Source organism: Geobacillus sp. CX412, assembly GCF_027942335.1.
Classification (GTDB): Bacteria; Bacillota; Bacilli; order Bacillales; family Anoxybacillaceae; genus Parageobacillus_B; species Parageobacillus_B toebii.
On sequence record NZ_CP103461.1, the window covers coordinates 409,214 to 427,143 of the forward strand.

Below are 17,930 nucleotides of genomic sequence, written 5' to 3' on the forward strand. Positions count from 1 at the left end.
AAATAAAGAGAGGTGTCACCTCTTTTTGCTAGTTCTGCAAGTGAAGATATCATCTTTATACATACTTTCTTATAGTTTGATTTTCCTAAATTTAGATATAATAACATTTTTTATTGAACAATCGATCACCATATGATACGTATAAAGAGAATGGAGATAATTGGGAAAGGAGAGCGTCCTTTGCTTAAGAGATGGAGAAACTTGCTGCTATTGACATTGGTATTGATGGGAGGGTGTGAGATGGATTCGAAGGCTCAACCGGAGAAGTTGCCGGACACAGTGGCGTTTCAAGACAAGTTTACTCGGAAGTTTATGGTGTCTCCGAAAGAAGTAAAGGAAGGCTACTACTTGTTTCGATCGAGAACCGGCGGCTTTACGATGTGGTTTCCGAAAGACGAAAAAATAAGCAACATGTTTTATGAAAAGCATGACAAGTATTTTGAAGCCTTGCGTTGTGCAGGGATAAGAGAGGACGAGAATATAACGTATTATATTGACATGGTATATGAAAACAGATTAAGGACGGAGGATATTGAATCGGATCTATTTTTATTATCAGCTGATGCCAACTATAAGGGGGAATACACGAAGATAGAGGTTGACCATAGTACCATTTATTTTGCGAAAAATGAAAACGATATTTCGGTTAATAACAAAAAAAATACTGATTATAAATTTTTTGCCTATATAAAATCCAAACACAGTCACCAAGGAGTTCAATTTATATACGGTGTCAGTTGTGAGGACGCTACCCGTGGATGCCACATTGATGTGGACAAAGAGGAAGAAAAGGCGAAAATGTTAATGAAATCCATCGAATTTCACGATTGAGGGATATGGAGGTGGAAGGGTCATGTCTCAGAAGTTGGTTTTGGATACAGATCTCTTGCGGGCAAGAGTGATGGATTTGGAATACAAACATTTGAACGAAGAGGAAATCAGGCGCATCTACATTGAAGAAACAGGAAATAATCCCCCTGCCCAAATCCATGTTTATCATTCGCAAGACTTTAAAAATATAAACATCAACGATTCCGGTTTTGACGGTACGATTATTCATTTTTATGATAAAGAAAAAAGAATCAATCAAATGTATACCATTGCACGAGGGAGCGAAAAACAAGAAAAAGATACATGGAAGCCACTGGATTGGGCGTACAATGCTTTAGGAATTTTTGTCGGACAAAGCAGAAGTCAATATAGAGAGGCATTGGAATTTGATCGGAAAGTGACGCAAATCATTACCGAAGAGTTAAAGCGGAACGGTCAAACAATCGAACTGAAAAAAATCGGACTGGGCCATTCGCAGGGCGGGAACCATGTCCAAATGATCCAACTCACTGCACATCGATTTGACCAAGTGTATGTCAGGTACCTCTTTCAAAAATCCCCTCAAAGGACATGCAAGACAAGCCCCCATTTTCTTTTCATTTCTCAGATTCATCAATAAGGTCTAAAGTCATAAGTCGCCTACATTTCCTCTTAAAGCTATAGTTCTTTTTTCTTGAATTTGGATATAATAACATTTTTTATTGATCACACCGTGATCATATGATACGTATAGAGAGAATGGAGATAATTGGGAAAGGAGAGCGTCCTTTGCTTAAGAGATGGAGAAACTTGCTGCTATTGACACTGATATTGATCGGAGGGTGTGAGATGGATTCGAAGGCTCAGCCGGAGAAGTTGCCGGACACGGTGGCGTTTCAAGACGAGTTTACTCGGGAATTTATGGTTTCGCCGAAAGAAGTGAAAGAAGGGTATTACTTATTCAAATCGAAAACCGGCGGATATACGATGCTGTATCCGAAAAATGCAAAAATGGACCGCATGTTTTATGAAAAGCATGGTAAATATTTTGAAGCCTTGCATTTTGGAGGTGGAAGGGGGGAAGAAAATATATCTAACTATATTAGAATGATATATGAAAATAGAAAAATAACAGAAGACATTGATGTAAACATCAGTCTGCTATCTGATGATGTTCACTATAATGGAAAATATGCGAAGCTTGAACTAAATGACAAAACGATTTACTTTGGTAAGAATGAACAATATATTTCCAATAATAATAGTGATATTATTTATTACTTTTTCAGTTATGTAAAGTCAAAACGCAGTCATCAAGCAGTTCAATTTATATATGCAGTCACTTGTAAGGACGCAAATCAGAAATGTAGCATAGATGTAAAAAAAGAAGAAGAACGGGCAAAAATGCTTATGAAATCGATTAAATTTCAGTATTGATGGAGGGGGCGGAAGAATTTGTGTCAAATGAAGAAGTGCTAAATACGGATATATTGCGTGCGCGGATTATGAATGTAGAATATCAAAATCTTACCATTGACGAAATCAAAAGAGAAATCAAAAGAATTTATATCGAAGAGACGGGAAAAGAGCCACCTGCAAATATTACCATTTACCGTTCTGATGATTTTAAGAATTTAAACGATGTCGATTCCGGTTTTGATGGCACAGTGATTCATTTTTATGACGAGGAAAAGGGAATCAATCAAGAGTATACCATTACGAGGGGAAGCGAAACGCCGGAAAAAGACACTTGGAAGCCTCTTGATTGGACTTACAATGTCTTTGGAATTTTTGTGGGCCAAAATAAAAACCAATATAGAGACGCAATCCTATTTGATAAGTTAGTGACCAAAAAAATTAATGAAAAACTTAGAAATAATGGCAGTCATATTAAACTAAAAAAAATTGGACTGGGACATTCACTGGGCGGAAATTTAAACGAGACAATACAAATCACAAAACAGAGATATGAAAAAGTATATGTCATTAACGATGCACCACCCAGTTTTTATCAATTAGCAACGATTGATCCATATTTCTGGGGTCAATTAGTAAAAAAATTTAATTTAAATCCTGAACATTATGAAGAAATCTACTACCTCCCCCCTTCCGAGCTCAAGGCCTTTGCGGAAGAATACTATAAAAAGCAAATCGACGAGCGTTCGATTCATCATCTAACCGCCGAAGAGGATCTGTTGTATGCGGTGAGCGGGGTGCGGGGATTCATTGATATCGGAAGCCGTCAGGTCATTGATACGAACAAGGATTTTACTAGTATCAAAGATTTGATTGCGAAAATATCCGATAAAGATGTAAAAGCAATTCAAATGTATTTATCGCAATATTCAGATGTTTACAATGAAAAAGGATTTGATGGGGTCGTTCAGGCGATGACGGGGGTTGATCTCTCCCTTATTGAGTCGCTTGAGTCGCTTCAAGGCTATATTGAGTTGCTTCAGGGCTATGATGCCATAGACTATGTGATGAATACAGGAGAAGTTTTTTCTAAACTCATGCATATGTTCGGTGAATTCGGTGAAATTCTTTCTAAAATCCGTCATATGTATGATGAAATGAGTGAGAAGATTCCGGTGCTGCTCGAGCACATCGGAATACTATATAAAAATTTGGACCCGATATTGAGTGTATTCGTGCAATTAGGTTACATGACGGTGGAGGAAAAGAACACAGTGTTGAGAGAAGTCAAGGAAATTGAAAAAGATGTCGCATGGATTAAACAACGGCTTCATGCCCTTTTTGTTGTGATTAAGCAATTGACTGATGTCACATCGTTACATGAGCTGTTTTTTAATCTTACTGTGATTATGGTATTGATTGAGGAGTTATCCCAGATTTCGGATAAGGTATCGGACATTGTCAAACATTTTCAAATCATCCAAGAAAATACGAAGAATCTTCAAAATGCTATCACCACGAGCGTGAATGCCCATTCCTTGAAGGATGTCATCAATGCTCTCGCCCGTTCCAAAGGCAGAGCGTATGATGAGTATGGAAATTTGATTTTAATCAAGAAGGTGGGAGAACACGAAATCCGGATGAATCTTTCCTCCGCCGTAAGAATATATCAAAAGGGACTGCAAATTATGGAAGAAAAAGAAGCGGTATTGCATAAGATGAAGCAGCGTTATTTCGATGAATATGTAGAGGATTTTGAAATACAAAAACGAGAACTGATGAAGAAAATCGAGGACATGGAACAAAACCCGTGGGCCTATCAGCATTTACTGGGACATTTTACCTACGATGCCGAACAAGTATATGTGTTACGCCGCATTGATGTTCATGAGTCTATTCCCCCGTTGGATCCGAGGATTCCGTATATCTTTGAAGAAGCGATGTTTTCGTATTATGGACATGAAATTTCTAGAGGAAAAGAACTCATTGAAACTATTAAAAAATCGTTTGAGGAGTTTTTTGAGCAGGACCAAAATGTGTCCAAAATATTTGATTTGCGGTATTGATAAGGGGAGATATTCTGTATGGGACAACTGAATATGCTCTATCATTTTGGTCCAGAGCAGGATTTTACGTATAAAGCGAACACGTTTATTCAACAATTAAATAGAATGAGTGAATTGGATGCGGAATTGGTTCATTTGATTCATCATGAAATGAAATATGGCAGGGGGCAAATCATCGACAAAACCAATGAAGCGATAAAACAGTATCAAAAAAATAACCTATCGATTAATTATACGTTTAGGGATGACATGAGATACGTCGCTTCGCTATACACAGACATGATTAATGAGATGAGAGCACAAGATATCACCTTGTATTATGATGTCATTATTCGAGAACAGAAAAGGTAATATGCATATACGTGGGAAAATGAATGGCGCAGTTTCGAGGGGGAAAAGGAAGAAGGCGTGCATGAGATGGCACCTTTAAGAACAGAAAGGAGAAGAGACCATGAAAACATACCGAACCGTTTTGGTTTCCATCATGATGCTTATAAGCCTAGTATTATTCGGATGCACCCATGAGGAAACAGGAAGTAAAAAACCGGAGAAAGAAAGCAAAACACAAGCAAAAATCCCGTCCGACAAAGAATTAATCGCTGTTATTAACGATAATTTCAAAGCGTTTGATGAGGGAAATGTAGACAAATATATGGAAACCATCCATACACAGTCTCCTCTTTATGAACAAAGCAAAAAACTGTTCGAGGAAATCAGCAAAGCGTATAAATTAAAAACAGAGATATCCAATGTTGAAGTGATGGAAAAATCGGAGAAAGAAGCAAAAGTGAAGTTTATACAAAAAACAATAAAAATCGAAGGACCTGCGTTTCAAAATAACGAAATAACCGGATATCATGTGTTGCGCCCCGAAAATGGGAAATGGAAAATATACAACACGATAATGACAAAGACTGTTTTTTTAGATGAGAATGGTAATCCGCTGGAGACAGATGTACAAGATGGAAAGAACCAAATAGAAAAAATGGATTTAAAGTTTGATGATCGAAAATGGGTGCTTGACTACTTTAATTCAGCTAACGGGGAATATATTTGGGAGTTTGTGTTGGAGGGCGAAAGTGTAGAAAACTGGACAGAGCTATACACGATACATCGTTTAGAAAAAATGAATTCGACAGTTGGGCTGAAAACCTGGCTGGAGGCGTATAAGCAATCGTTGACCAAAGCGACAAATGGCCACATCACCTTCCATACATTTGAATCAGCAGATCAAGAAGAAATTTACGAATTCATTGTGAAAGATGCGAAGGTACAAGATGATCAACATGAAGTAGCTCGTTTGTTTGCTCAAGGAGATGATTTATATCTTGTACGATACACAAAATTAGGAGATGCTATGCCTGATAAAACAAGGGACGAGTGGATTCAGCGCTTGAAACAATTTAAAGCGCAAAAATAAGCGGGAAAGTGAAAGTATGGCAAAACGGAGATGCGCCATACTTTTTTTATGGAATTTTGTTCCGTTTCAAAAGAAAGTCGTGCAGAATAATGTGACTATCTTTAAGATAAAGGATAAAAGTCCTTAGTTCTAATTTATCAAAATGGAATGATTTGTTACTCTGCAGTGGCAGGAAAGAAAAGGCTATGTATGGATATAAATGGGGAGGGATGCGCCCGGCAATGGCTTACTGGCGTTATATGGTAGGTTATGATAGGAGGATGCGCAATGACAGGAAAATCAAAAGATAAGTAGATAATCACGATTCTTTTTGCCTACTATCCTTTGTTCTTTATTGGTGTTATTAAGAAAAAAGACATAGAAAAATAAGTTTATTTACTTAAAAATTGGTATAATATCCTTATTTTTATATAAATTCCTATATTTTGTTGACCGGTGATTTTCCCTTTCGCTAAAATATAAGGGAAAATATGGGTATAGGGGGAGAGAATATGTCAGGAGTTATTCGTTTAACGCCGGAAGAGTTGCGAGGAGTCGCAAGACAATATAATACGGAAAGCTCTAATGTCACGGAATTGGTTTCAAGATTGGATCAAATGAGCAATATGCTGCAAGGAATTTGGGAAGGTGCTTCCAGTGAAGCATTCATCCAGCAGTACCACGAGTTGCGTCCAGCGTTTGAAAAAATGGCTGTACTACTAAACGAAATCGCGCAACAATTGCACAATTCCGCTACGATTTTGGAAGAAACAGATCAGCAAATCGCCAGCCAAATTCGTGGATAAAGAGTGACACGTTTGAAAAAAGCGCTACAAATCTTGAGAAAGATTATGGCGCTTTTTTCTATATTGGAGGCTTATCATCATGTACATTCAAGTTACCATCGATCTTCGGCATTATACAGAGGATGTATTTGATCTTCGTCTGTCCAATTTTTATTCAATCAAAAAACTCATCGATATTGTTTGGCAGCTAAAAAACATATCGGTGCCGCCAAGAGAAGGCTACTGGGTGCGGGTAGACAATAAACAAATGGTCTGCCCGGGCCATTTTACATTAAAGGACAGCGGAATTACAAATGGAGACCGCATCATCATATTGTAGCCATCGAGAATGAGAAAAGGAGTCCTACTTTATATGGAAGAGAAAAAAACTTATTTGGAAGCGCAAATCGATGCCGTAATGACCAAAGATAAACATTATGCGATTGTCTTTCAACGCGCGAAATTAAGAATGCAGCATCCGCTAGAATTACAGATTATAAAGGAAATCGATCCTTATTTATCGCGGGATATTGACGTGTCCGAGGATGAAGTGAAAATCGCCATCACTCCACCCGCATCGTTTTTTCCTTTTTCAGCTGTACGAAAAAAATCGTTGCTTTCCCGGCTGAGAGCGGCATATCAACTCGTCATAAAAGTGAAAAACCACTCTCTTCGCCGTTTTATCCTTATTGTATGCCCGGAAAACCTTGTGTTTGATCATGGGTTGGAACCTTTCTTCCTTCATGTCGGAATAAAAGAGAGCCTGCCGCCATATGAGCCGGATGAAGCGCGTCTCCTTCAGGAAGTAAAAGCGACAGTGCTGGCGCTGACAGACGGGCAACACCGTTTTGAAGAATATATGAAATTTTATGAAACATTAAAATGTTCTGATATCGCCAAGGGAATATTGCAAGCAGAACACCTAGAAGCGATTCTGTCTGTTTTAGAACGATGGATGGATGAGGAAGAAGCGAAAGAACGAGCGTCTGTATATATTCCGAAACGAAAATGGAACGTGCAGCGATATATTTTCTTTTCGACAATTGGTTTGTTAATTCCTGCTATGATTTATACGTTTTATTCGTTCATTTTTTGGAAGCCAAAACAAGAAGCATATGTCCAAAGTGCAGAGCTGTTTTTACAGAATAAATATAGCGATGTGATTACGACATTGGAAAATTACCCTCCAGAAAAAATGCCGTATGTAGTGCAATATGAACTGGCTTCTTCCTACGTAATGACGGAGTCGCTTAATGAAGAGCAGCGAAGAGTGGTATTAAATAATATTACGTTGAAAACAGATCCGCAGTATTTGCTGTATTGGATTTATATCGGCCGGGGAAGAAGCGAAGACGCGCTTGAATTGGCGAGGGCGATGGAAGATCGGGAGCTGATTGTGTACGGCTTATTAAAATATCGTGAAGAGATTAAGGCGGACGAAGAGTTGTCCGGAGAGGAAAAGAAGCAAAAATTAGAAGAGATTGATAGAGAGATAAAAGAATATGAGAAAGAACGGGAGGAGCAGGAAAAGCAATTGAAAGAAGAGCAGCAAGAGGAGACAAGCCAGCAACAACCTCCGGCGCAACAGCCGGCAACCAATCCTCCAGCTTCAACAACGCCAAACCAACAGCCAAACGCACCGTCATCTAATAGCACGCAGCCAAACAACGCGGAAACGAAAAAATAAATGGAAGAAAGCGCAGCAACGAGCATCATAGGAGAGGATTATATGAGTCAATTATGGATTTTTTATGAGAATACTTGCCAGCTATTTCCGCTGACAGGGCAAGAGGATAGCATTTTTATTGGAAATAAACTGGAGCATCATGTCACCATCCCATCTTTTTTATTTCGTAACGGATATATAGAAATAAGAAAACAAACAGATGCTTCCGTCATGACGATGCTTCAAGGAGATAAACCAATTGGGGAGCTGAAGCCGTGTGCTCCCTTTACGGTAAATGACGATGGACAAACGATTACGGTCGTGTGGATGGACAAAGAAATAAAACAACACATTTATTACGTTGGCAATAAAATCGAACTAATGGTAGCGCCTGACCCGCAGGCAGACATTCAAACCAAAACGGCGAGGGTATCGTTTGTCAAGCAACAGGGAGAATGGTTCGTTGTTCCGAACCATGAATCACCGCTGTTTCTCAATGGAACGAAAATATCCCATGTTGCTCCTTTGCAAAATGGAGACATGATCCTATGTCCGTATGCACAATTTGTCTTTTTAGAGGATGATTTATTAGCGGTCGCAAGCGGCCAAGAGATAACATCTTCACTGACGGAAACAGCGCTGCCGGTTTCGGAAATGAAAAAAAAATATCCCGTTTATCACCGGACGCCGCGCATGATTTATGAACTGCCGAGCGAAAAGGTTGCGATTTCGTTTCCAAGCCAAGAAGGAGACGGGGATCAGCGTGGTTTATGGCTGATGATTTTACCGCCGTTGATGATGCTTCTAGTTATGGGAGTGATTGCTTTAATTCAACCTCGGGGCATCTTTATTCTCATTTCGATCGTGATGTTTGCGACAACATTAGTGACATCGACCGTGCAATATTTTCGGGAGAGAAAGAATCGCAAAGCACGGAAAGAGAAGAGACGGCGCATTTATACGAATTACTTGAAACAAAAGCGGGAAGAGCTTCACGCGCTATCCGAGAAACAAAGAAACGTGCTATATTATCATTTTCCATCATTTGAAAAGATGAAATCACTCGCGTTGCAAATTAGCGACCGCATTTGGGAACGAACGATGGAAAGTGACGATTTCCTTCATCTTCGTATTGGAAAAGCGGATGTTCCGTCTACCTATGAAGTGTCGGTGAGTATGGGGGATTTGGCCAATCGGGAAATTGATGATTTATTAGAACAGGCTCAACAGATGGCGCAAGTTTATCAAACGGTAAAAAATGTACCACTTACGATTGATTTGTCAAGCGGGGCAATGGGAATGGTTGGGAAATCTGCGATTGTTAATCACGAAATTCAGCAGCTTGTAGGGCAAATCGCCTTTTTCCACAGTTACCACGATGTACGGTTTGTTGCCATCTTTGATGAAAAGGATTATAAGGATTGGGAATGGATGAAGTGGCTCCCGCATTTTCAACTGCCTAATTCTTTCGCGAAAGGATTTATTTATAACGAACAGACACGCGACCAATTGTTGTCGTCGATTTACGAGATGTTGCGGGAGCGCGACCTGGACGAAGAAAAAGAGAAAAAACGGTTTTCCCCGCATTTCGTGTTTATCGTCGCCAACCGCTCTTTAATTGCGGAACATGTTATTTTGGAATATTTGGAGGAAAAAAACGAAGAAGTCGGGATTTCTGTAATTTTTGCTTCAGATACGAAGGAAAGTTTAACAGAAAACATTCATACGCTTGTGCGATACATTAATGAGCGGGAAGGGGAAATTTTGATCCAACACCGGAAAGCAGCGCATATTCCGTTTACGCTCGATGAACATGTCCGGGAGGGAAACGAGCGGTTCGCACGCCTATTGTGCTCTTTAGATCATCAAAGGGGAATGCATAATTCTATTCCAGAAAAAGTAACGTTTCTCGAATTACTTCAAGTGAAGAAAGCGGAAGAGATAAACATCAAGGAAAATTGGGCGATTCATCAGCCTTCGCGCTCGTTGGCCGTTCCGATTGGACTAAAAGGCAAAAAAGATGTCGTAGAGCTGAACTTGCATGAAAAAGCGCACGGTCCGCATGGGCTTGTCGCCGGAACGACAGGATCAGGGAAAAGTGAACTGCTGCAAACGTATATTTTGTCACTGGCGGTGCATTTTCACCCGCATGAAGTTGCGTTTTTGCTCATTGACTATAAGGGAGGCGGCATGGCGCAGCCGTTTAAAAACATTCCACATTTATTGGGCACGATTACTAACATTCATGGCAGCAAAAACTTCAGCGCGCGCGCGTTGGCTTCGATTAATAGTGAGCTGAAAAAGCGGCAGCGCTTGTTTGACCGTTATGAAGTAAATCACATCAATGACTATATGGAGCTATATAAACAAGGAAAGGCAAAAGAGCCTCTTCCGCACCTATTCTTAATCGCTGATGAATTCGCTGAGTTAAAAAGCGAAGAACCGGACTTTATTCGCGAATTGGTGAGCGCGGCGCGGATTGGCCGCAGCTTAGGAGTCCATCTTATTTTAGCCACACAAAAGCCAAGAGGAGTCATCGACGAGCAAATTTGGAGCAATGCCCGCTTTCGCATCAGCTTGAAAGTGCAAGATGCCAGCGACAGCAAGGAAATATTGAAAAACGGAGACGCGGCTACCATTACGGTAACGGGACGAGCGTATCTTCAAGTCGGAAATAATGAAGTATATGAGTTATTTCAATCGGCGTGGAGCGGTGCGCCGTATATGGAAGAAGGATTTGAATCAGAAGATGATATTTATATTGTCACAGACTTAGGGCTTGTCCCTGTTTCGAATATTGATGCGAAAATGAAGAAAAACAAGAAAAAACAAAAAACAGAAATTGAAATGGTTGTTCAAGAAATTATCAAAACGCAGCAGCAACTCGGGATCGAAAAACTGCCGAGTCCATGGCTGCCGCCGCTATCTTCGCGCTTGCATCGCCCTGCTTTGCTAGAGCGGGATACCGCGTATTTTCCGATTGGTCTAAAAGACGAACCTGAGTTGCAGCGGCAATCGGACTACTTATATCAATGGCTTGAAGACGGAAATATCGGCATTTTTGGTTCTGCAGGGTATGGGAAATCGACAACGGCGATGACATTGTTAATGAGCTTTGCGTCCGTCTATAGTCCAGAACAGCTTCATTATTACATTTTCGATTTCGGAAACAGCGCATTGCTGCCGCTGCGGCAATTACCGCATACGGCTGATTATTTCCGATTTGACGATGAAAAGAAAATAGAAAAATTCATCAAGCTCATGAAAGAGGAAATAGAGCGGAGGAAACAACGGTTTATAGAAAAAGAAGTAAGTACCATTAAATTGTATAACACGCTTTCTGAAGAAAAGCTTCCGATCATTTTTATCACGATTGACAACTTTGATCTTGTCAAAGAGGAAATGCCCGATTTTGAAACACAGCTTATTCAATATGCTCGAGACGGGCAATCGCTTGGAATATTTTTGATGATAACGGCAACAAGAATCAGCGGGGTCCGTCCTTCGCTCATGAACAATTTAAAAACAAAAATCGTTCATTATTTCCTTGACAGTTCGGAACGATTTTCCATCATTGGGCGAACTCCGTACGAGGTCGAGCCGATTCCGGGAAGAGCGCTGGTAAAAAAAGAGCAAGCGGTCTTAACGCAAATTTATCTTCCGGCTGATGGGGAAGATGATATCGCGGTGCTTGAAAACGTGAAGGAAGAGATCGCAAGGCTGAAAGAAAAATATAAAGGCATGCATAAGCCAAAGCCTATTCCGATGCTTCCATCGCGATTGCCGTTTGCCGTCTTTGCGAAAACGTATGTGGTTCAGCCGCAGCCTGGCTTGATTCCGATTGGTCTTGATGAAGAGACGGTTCGTCCGGTTTCTCTTCATATACAAACCAACCCGCATTGTCTTGTAGTAGGGCAGTCGCGAAAAGGGAAGACGAATGCGATCAAAGTGATATTAGAATCATTGCTTTCTCAGCCAACGGCAGGAATCGGGCTGTTGGATGGAGTTGACCGCGGCCTTGCTTTATACGCTAATAAAGAAAACGTCACCTATATAGAAACAAAAGAACAAATGCACGATTGGCTTGATGAGGCAAACGGAATATTGCAAAAGAGAGAGGAAGAGTATTTAGCGGCAATTGGGAAAGCGGATGTTCATTTCCAAGACTTTTCACCGGTTGTTTTTGTCGCGGATAGTCTTGCCCGGCTTCAGCAGTCAGCCGATAGTAAAATTCACGAGCGAATCGCGATGATGATGAAGCGCTACAGCCATCTTGGATTTAGTGTCATTGTCGCAGGAAACGCGAATGAATTTACGAAGGGCTTTGATGCGCTGACAACCGAACTGAAACAAATTCGTCAAGCGATCCTCGTCATGAAAAAATCGGAACAAAGCTTGTTTGCATTGCCATTTACGCGACATGAACCAGAAGTGGACCCAGGGTTTGGCTATTTTGTCTTAAATGGAAAAGAACAGAAAATACAAATCCCAAAAGTAGAATAAAAGAAATCAGGTGAAGCATATGACAGAAAAATGGAAAATCGTCAAGCTGATTGCGAAGATTGTATTTATTGTTGCTCTTCCTGTACTGTTTTTTACCTTCATTGGCCATAACCCAATGAAGGTAACAGAGAAGACAACGAACCGAATCGCGGTAGTCAACGAAGATGTAGGAGCCGATTATGATAAGAAAACATACGAATTCGGCAAAGAAATTATACCAGCTCTTGATGACAATTCTAATTATCAGTGGTCCGTCGTTAATCGCAGTCAGGCAGAAAAAGGGCTAGCGGACGGTCAATATGACGCTGTCGTTTATTTGCCATCCGATTTTTCCAGAAACATTTTAACCTTTAATGAAAAACGGCCGCTAAAGGCAACCGTTCAATATAAAATCCAGCCGAATCTCGAGGCGAAAAATCGGGAGCGGGTACAGAGAGAGTTAGAGGCAGCTAAAAATACGATCAACCAAAAGATGTCTACGCTGTATTGGAGCTATGTCGGCCAAGCGGTAGAAGATATTCGCAAAAAATTTAGTGCTATTTTGGAAAAAGAAATTGCTTTTCAAAAGACGATGTACGATTTTTACACCCCAAGTTCTGTCAAATTAACCAAAGAGATCGAGAGTCAAAAGAAAATGCTTGAACAGCTGCTTTCATCTTCGAAAAACGCCGAAAGTTCCTCCAACGATACGTTAAAAGGTTTGGAGCAGGCGGAAGCGGAAATTGCTTCGTTTATCGAGGATATTCAGGCGTATAAAAAGTATCAGCAACGGCAGCATGACATCATTCAAGAAGGAATTCGTCAGTATGAAACGATGATAACCGGGGGAGTACGTTCCGTCGTAGAACGGCCATGGAATGTCAAACCGGAGTTGGAATTAAACAGCCAAACCTTGCTCGAATCTGTGTCTACACTGCGCAATACGGTTATGAACAGCCATGAGGTATTGACGAATCTCTATAACCAGCTGGAAAATTCAAACGTTGCTGGACGACTGTTGGAGTCACAAAAAGACCTTATCCGTCAATATCAGCAACAAACAGATGCAAAGATACTGGACGAAGTACAGCAAAAACTCATTCCGCTACGGCAACGGCTGCAATCCGCCACACCTCCATCAGCACCGAATGAACAGCCGATGCCGGGAGAGCTGCCACAACTGCCGGGAAACGGGCAATGGCTGAATGGGCTCGAACAGCAGCTGGCGTCTTTAAAGAACAAGCTACAAACGGTAAAGCCGCAAGAGACGAAGGGAGGACAAGGTACATCGGGAAGCTGGGGGGATATTGACAATGCCATGAATCAGCTTCAAATAGAAATGCAAAATGCAAAAGAAGCATGGCAAAAACAGTTATCCCTCGAGCAGCAGTGGCAGGAAAAATACGCGCAATTGGCAAAGCAATTGGCCGTGCAGGCGAATAACGACAATGGACAATCGGAAGAAACAGTGGTTCAGCAAATTATCGCAAAAGAACAAGCTATTCTTCAGTCTCCGGCGTTATCCGAAGAGCGAAAGCAACAATTATCAGCTTACTTTCAGCCGGCTATTCAAAGCAGAAACATGAATAATCTCCTCGCCTATTTTTCTTGGTTATCGATTTTTGAGGATACGTTAAAGCGAACGGGGAATTTTGATGAAGCACTCGTGGATCAGCTGATTTTAAATTGGAAGGAAAAAGCGAGGATTTTCCAAACTTTATCGAACATTCATAGCGGAATTCATCAGTTGCAGGATGACTCGGCCATTTCTTTGCAAGGCACAGAAGCGGTCGAAAATAACGTTCATTCTTTTGTTGAAGCAACGCTTGAATATATACGACAATATGATGAAAATGTGGAAAAAGTGCAAGAAGAGTTGATGGGACAATTACAATCACTAAACGACGCCGCGAATGAAGTAACAGCACAGCTCCAGCAAACCATGGATGAAGAAGGAACAATACAATCGACGCCAGGAGCCAACGATGGTGAATTTGTTATTGCCATCCAGCAAAATGCGCTGCAAGACGTCGCACAAATTTCTGATTTGGTCACATCCATTGCCGAAGGGCAAGACCGGATTATCGATTATACAAATGAGCTGCATGAAAAAGTGGCATCGGTCCAAGATCGTGCGGATGAGTTGAACAGCAAATGGGCAACCAATGTCAATACAACCAAACAAATTAAAAATGATGTATATAATCTGTTAGACAATACGATGGTAGACAAACAAACAAACGGATATGTATATGATTACTTAACCAATCCGGTACAAGTAAGCGGAGATATTCCGAAAGAGAAAACAACGTACACTCCGCCTGTCGTAATGCTTATCATTATTTTGCTGTGCGGCATGCTCATTGGGTTCTTCCTGCATTATTATTCTTCCGTTCCGCTCATGATGCAGGTAGCGTTGCTGATCATGATGAACCTGCTTGTTGGTTTCATCATCAGCACATATGGATTGCGAATTTATCCGATGCAAGACGTGCAGGCGCTCAAGTGGAGCATTTTTACCATTATCTTGTTATTCTTCTGTTCCGCTCTTGTTCGCTTGGCCTTTTCCATCGGACCGTTTATTGGTTGGGTGCTTGGAGTCGGCTTAATCCTGTTTTTCATCACTCCATTGCTCGACTTAGTATTGCCGAACTTTAGCTTTGACCATCCGATATCAGAAACGTACATGTCGATTCAATATGGAGACCAGCAAGCATTTTATCCAGCTGTCATTACGTTAGGAGTTGTCACACTGCTCATGTCCGCTGTTCCGTTTTTGAAGCAGCACTTGGCCGCTTTGCAGAAGGAGGAGGAAACATATGAAGCGTAAAGGACGCCTTGTGATGTTCTTTTTCCCCTTCCTCTGCTCTGTATTGGCTGCGATGGGAGTGACGGTTTACGCGGAAACGGACAAGTGGCCGGAAATTGAACCAAATCAATATCAACGGCAGGACATCGAATTACGTACGGATTATATTCATGAAGAGTCGCTGCTCGATGAAAAAAGAGATTTGCCAGAGGTGCAAACATCGCTCACATTTCAAAGACCAACCTCTTCTTTCTTCGAACAAACAAAAGCGAAGTTGTTTTTATCGGGAGAAAAAGAAACGAATACGATTGCTGCCAAAGCCGAGAAACTAGGATTGTTTTCTTCCGTCGAAGAGCAATCGGTTCCGTCTCGTCAACGATCAGACGAGGCGGAACAAACATCCTCTTCGTTTTTGATATGGCTGTTCGGCTTTTTCACTTTAGGATTTCTTATCGTCCTCTTCACGGTAATCGTTCCGCGCATGAAAAAGTTTGTTTCGTAAACGGATTATTTGCGGCATGTTTCACATCGCAGAATCATAGATAAGAAAAAAGTCTCTATATTGTCATCTGGAAAAATAGGAATATATCATGATTTATCCTTGTGTTGTCATTTAAATAAGCATGTATATGGGGGAGGAATCAAGGTGGCGTCTTTATTGGAATCGGCTGAAAAAGAATTGAGACGTTGGGCCTATGAGATGATGATCGATTGTTTGCAATCTTATCAGGGGCAGGTCAAAGAAGCGATGGAGGAATTTCAACATGGCGCTCGTTCTTTTTATCGCGCAAATGACGAGTATGTTCCGCATTGGCAGGGAGAGGCGAGGGAAGCGTATGAATTGGTATACGGGGACTTGCGGCAAATTGAGGCACGCATTTATACGACCGCAGATGATCTTTTGCATGAAATAAGCAGGGAAATCGCCCGCCTTCGGCGAAAAATAGAGGAGTTACAATGACGACGATTCGAGTCAATCCGGAAGAGCTGGAAGCCGTAGCCGAGCATGTCCCCGATGCAGAAGACGGCTGCAGTCGTGCGCGGACCTCGCTTTCGTGGGAATTTCCATCGTTGGTGATGAAGATTCCCGGCATTAGCACTGCTGCGATCGATAGTCTCAGAGATGAACTGATTCATTGGCTCGACCGTTATGAGGAAAAGCTAAATGAAGCGGAAGAACTGCTGTATCGAACAGCCGCGGCAATACGACAGGCGGACCAAACGCTTGCCGACAACATGAAAGAATTTGGTCTGGAGCTTAGTGGCTGGTATGACTTGCAGCGATTGTTTGGTGAATATGATCCGGTGACAGGGGAACGGCTTTCCTGGGGAGACCGCCTGTTTGCGGGAGGAATGTTATTGGCTTCTTTTGTTCCTCCGGTCAAAGGAGCAGGCGTCGCCGGCAAAGCCGCGATCAAAGGAGCGAAAGTGGCGGGAACAGCAGCGGATGTTTCGAAATGGATCTCGAAAACGAAAAACGTCCTGAATGTTAATAAAATCAAAGGAGCCTTACAAACGATCTATCACCAAGTCATCAAAGGGCCAATCACCGAAACAATCCGGTCGTTCAAAAAGCAATGGGAGAACCTTCTCGAAAATGTTGGCTCTGTCCTGCAGGGACCACAGCCGGCCTTAGCGGGAATCGGCCCGGCACCCCGCATGTGGATGAGCGGGGCTGAGAGGGAAGCCAAAGGAACGACGATGAATATCGTCGGCAGAACGAGGGATCAGGTGATTGCCAAGGGTATTGGCAAAGGTGAACAAATACTTGATAAGGTAAGAACGTATGAACAAGCTAGAAATAAAGCACTTGAATTAGTAGGGGATTTAGGTCCAAATTCAAAGCCATATATAGGTACTCTTAAATCTAGTGCAGGGTACGGAAAAGTTGTGGGTAGGCAATCTGCTGATGGAAAGGTTAGATGGAGATTAGACTACGACCCTAATAAAGGGCCACATATTAATGTAGAAGATTTTCGTGAGGGTAAAGGGCTTAAAGCTAAAAAATATGTAATACCTTTTGAAGGTAATGAAAGTACTTTTAAAGCTTATTTAAAACACTTGAATAGATAAGGGTGAATTTGAATGACTTTATTAGATGAATGTATTGAAGCCTTAGGTGAAGATGCTGAAATTTTAATGAATAGTGAAAAAGAGAAAGTTCTTGATGCTTTGGAAAGCTCTTTTCCATTTGCTGAATGGGGGCGTATTGATTGGGACAAGGTTAGTAAAAAAGAAAATGTAAATACTGTAGATGATATAATAGCTTATCTGGAAAATTGTTACCAAAATTTTGATCCAGTTGTCTATATAATTTGGGACGAGGGGACTTTGCCCATTATCAAGTCTGATTTAAAAAAGGTTTTAGAAGTTATTGATGATGTTACGGCGGTTAGTTTTGATACTTGGATCTTTTCACCAGCTTCAGGATATGTAATAGAAATATACCATGAAGGGGAAGTATGGGTTGGTATAAGATAAAAGAAGCTGGTGATAT

General features: G+C 41.2%; 15 protein-coding genes. All 15 read left to right on the top strand.

Annotated features, from left to right (window positions below):
* Positions 1-240: 240 nt before the first annotated feature.
* The 15 genes from NXM86_RS02015 (at position 241) to NXM86_RS02085 (ending at position 17,914) form a co-directional block, all read left to right on the top strand.
* Entirely contained in the window at positions 241-831 is a 591-nt protein-coding gene (locus NXM86_RS02015; RefSeq protein ID WP_498958555.1) for a YvcA-related protein, read from the top strand.
* A gap of 22 nt (positions 832-853) precedes the next feature.
* On the top strand, positions 854-1,450 hold the full coding sequence (locus tag NXM86_RS02020) for a DUF6792 domain-containing protein (RefSeq protein ID WP_240345860.1): 597 nt from the start codon (positions 854-856) through the stop codon (positions 1,448-1,450).
* A gap of 209 nt (positions 1,451-1,659) precedes the next feature.
* Entirely contained in the window at positions 1,660-2,247 is a 588-nt protein-coding gene (locus NXM86_RS02025) for a YvcA-related protein (RefSeq protein WP_062755730.1), read from the top strand.
* Positions 2,248-2,267: 20 nt separating this feature from the next.
* Positions 2,268-4,292 carry a DUF6792 domain-containing protein gene (locus tag NXM86_RS02030; RefSeq protein ID WP_240345861.1) on the top strand — a complete coding sequence of 675 codons (2,025 nt, stop codon included), beginning with the start codon at positions 2,268-2,270 and terminating at the stop codon, positions 4,290-4,292.
* Positions 4,293-4,310: 18 nt separating this feature from the next.
* Complete coding sequence (locus NXM86_RS02035; protein WP_062755734.1) at positions 4,311-4,643, top strand: hypothetical protein; 333 nt, start codon at positions 4,311-4,313, stop codon at positions 4,641-4,643.
* A gap of 100 nt (positions 4,644-4,743) precedes the next feature.
* On the top strand, positions 4,744-5,712 hold the full coding sequence (locus tag NXM86_RS02040) for an HI_0983 family protein (RefSeq protein WP_062755735.1): 969 nt from the start codon (positions 4,744-4,746) through the stop codon (positions 5,710-5,712).
* Between the two features lie 491 nt (positions 5,713-6,203).
* On the top strand, positions 6,204-6,497 hold the full coding sequence (locus tag NXM86_RS02045) for a WXG100 family type VII secretion target (protein ID WP_062755737.1): 294 nt from the start codon (positions 6,204-6,206) through the stop codon (positions 6,495-6,497).
* A 79-nt stretch (positions 6,498-6,576) separates the two neighbouring features.
* Positions 6,577-6,816: an ESX secretion system protein YukD gene (yukD, locus tag NXM86_RS02050; RefSeq protein ID WP_062755739.1), complete on the top strand. Its 240-nt coding sequence runs from the start codon at positions 6,577-6,579 to the stop codon at positions 6,814-6,816.
* A gap of 33 nt (positions 6,817-6,849) precedes the next feature.
* Positions 6,850-8,163 (top strand): type VII secretion protein EssB, encoded by a 1,314-nt coding sequence (gene essB, locus NXM86_RS02055; RefSeq protein ID WP_309218510.1) that lies wholly within the window; start codon positions 6,850-6,852, stop codon positions 8,161-8,163.
* A gap of 42 nt (positions 8,164-8,205) precedes the next feature.
* Entirely contained in the window at positions 8,206-12,645 is a 4,440-nt protein-coding gene (essC, locus tag NXM86_RS02060; protein WP_498958556.1) for a type VII secretion protein EssC, read from the top strand.
* 19 nt (positions 12,646-12,664) lie between these two features.
* Entirely contained in the window at positions 12,665-15,454 is a 2,790-nt protein-coding gene (gene esaA / locus NXM86_RS02065) for a type VII secretion protein EsaA (protein ID WP_498958557.1), read from the top strand.
* On the top strand, positions 15,444-15,935 hold the full coding sequence (gene essA / locus NXM86_RS02070) for a type VII secretion protein EssA (protein WP_498958558.1): 492 nt from the start codon (positions 15,444-15,446) through the stop codon (positions 15,933-15,935). The genes esaA and essA overlap by 11 nt, the downstream gene beginning before the upstream one ends.
* 144 nt (positions 15,936-16,079) lie before the next feature.
* Complete coding sequence (locus NXM86_RS02075; RefSeq protein ID WP_498958559.1) at positions 16,080-16,394, top strand: DUF5082 domain-containing protein; 315 nt, start codon at positions 16,080-16,082, stop codon at positions 16,392-16,394.
* Positions 16,391-17,506: a pre-toxin TG domain-containing protein gene (locus NXM86_RS02080; protein ID WP_498958560.1), complete on the top strand. Its 1,116-nt coding sequence runs from the start codon at positions 16,391-16,393 to the stop codon at positions 17,504-17,506. The genes NXM86_RS02075 and NXM86_RS02080 overlap by 4 nt, the downstream gene beginning before the upstream one ends.
* A gap of 12 nt (positions 17,507-17,518) precedes the next feature.
* Positions 17,519-17,914, top strand: a complete 396-nt coding sequence (locus NXM86_RS02085; RefSeq protein WP_498958561.1) for a CDI toxin immunity protein — start codon at positions 17,519-17,521, stop codon at positions 17,912-17,914.
* Positions 17,915-17,930 lie beyond the last annotated feature (16 nt).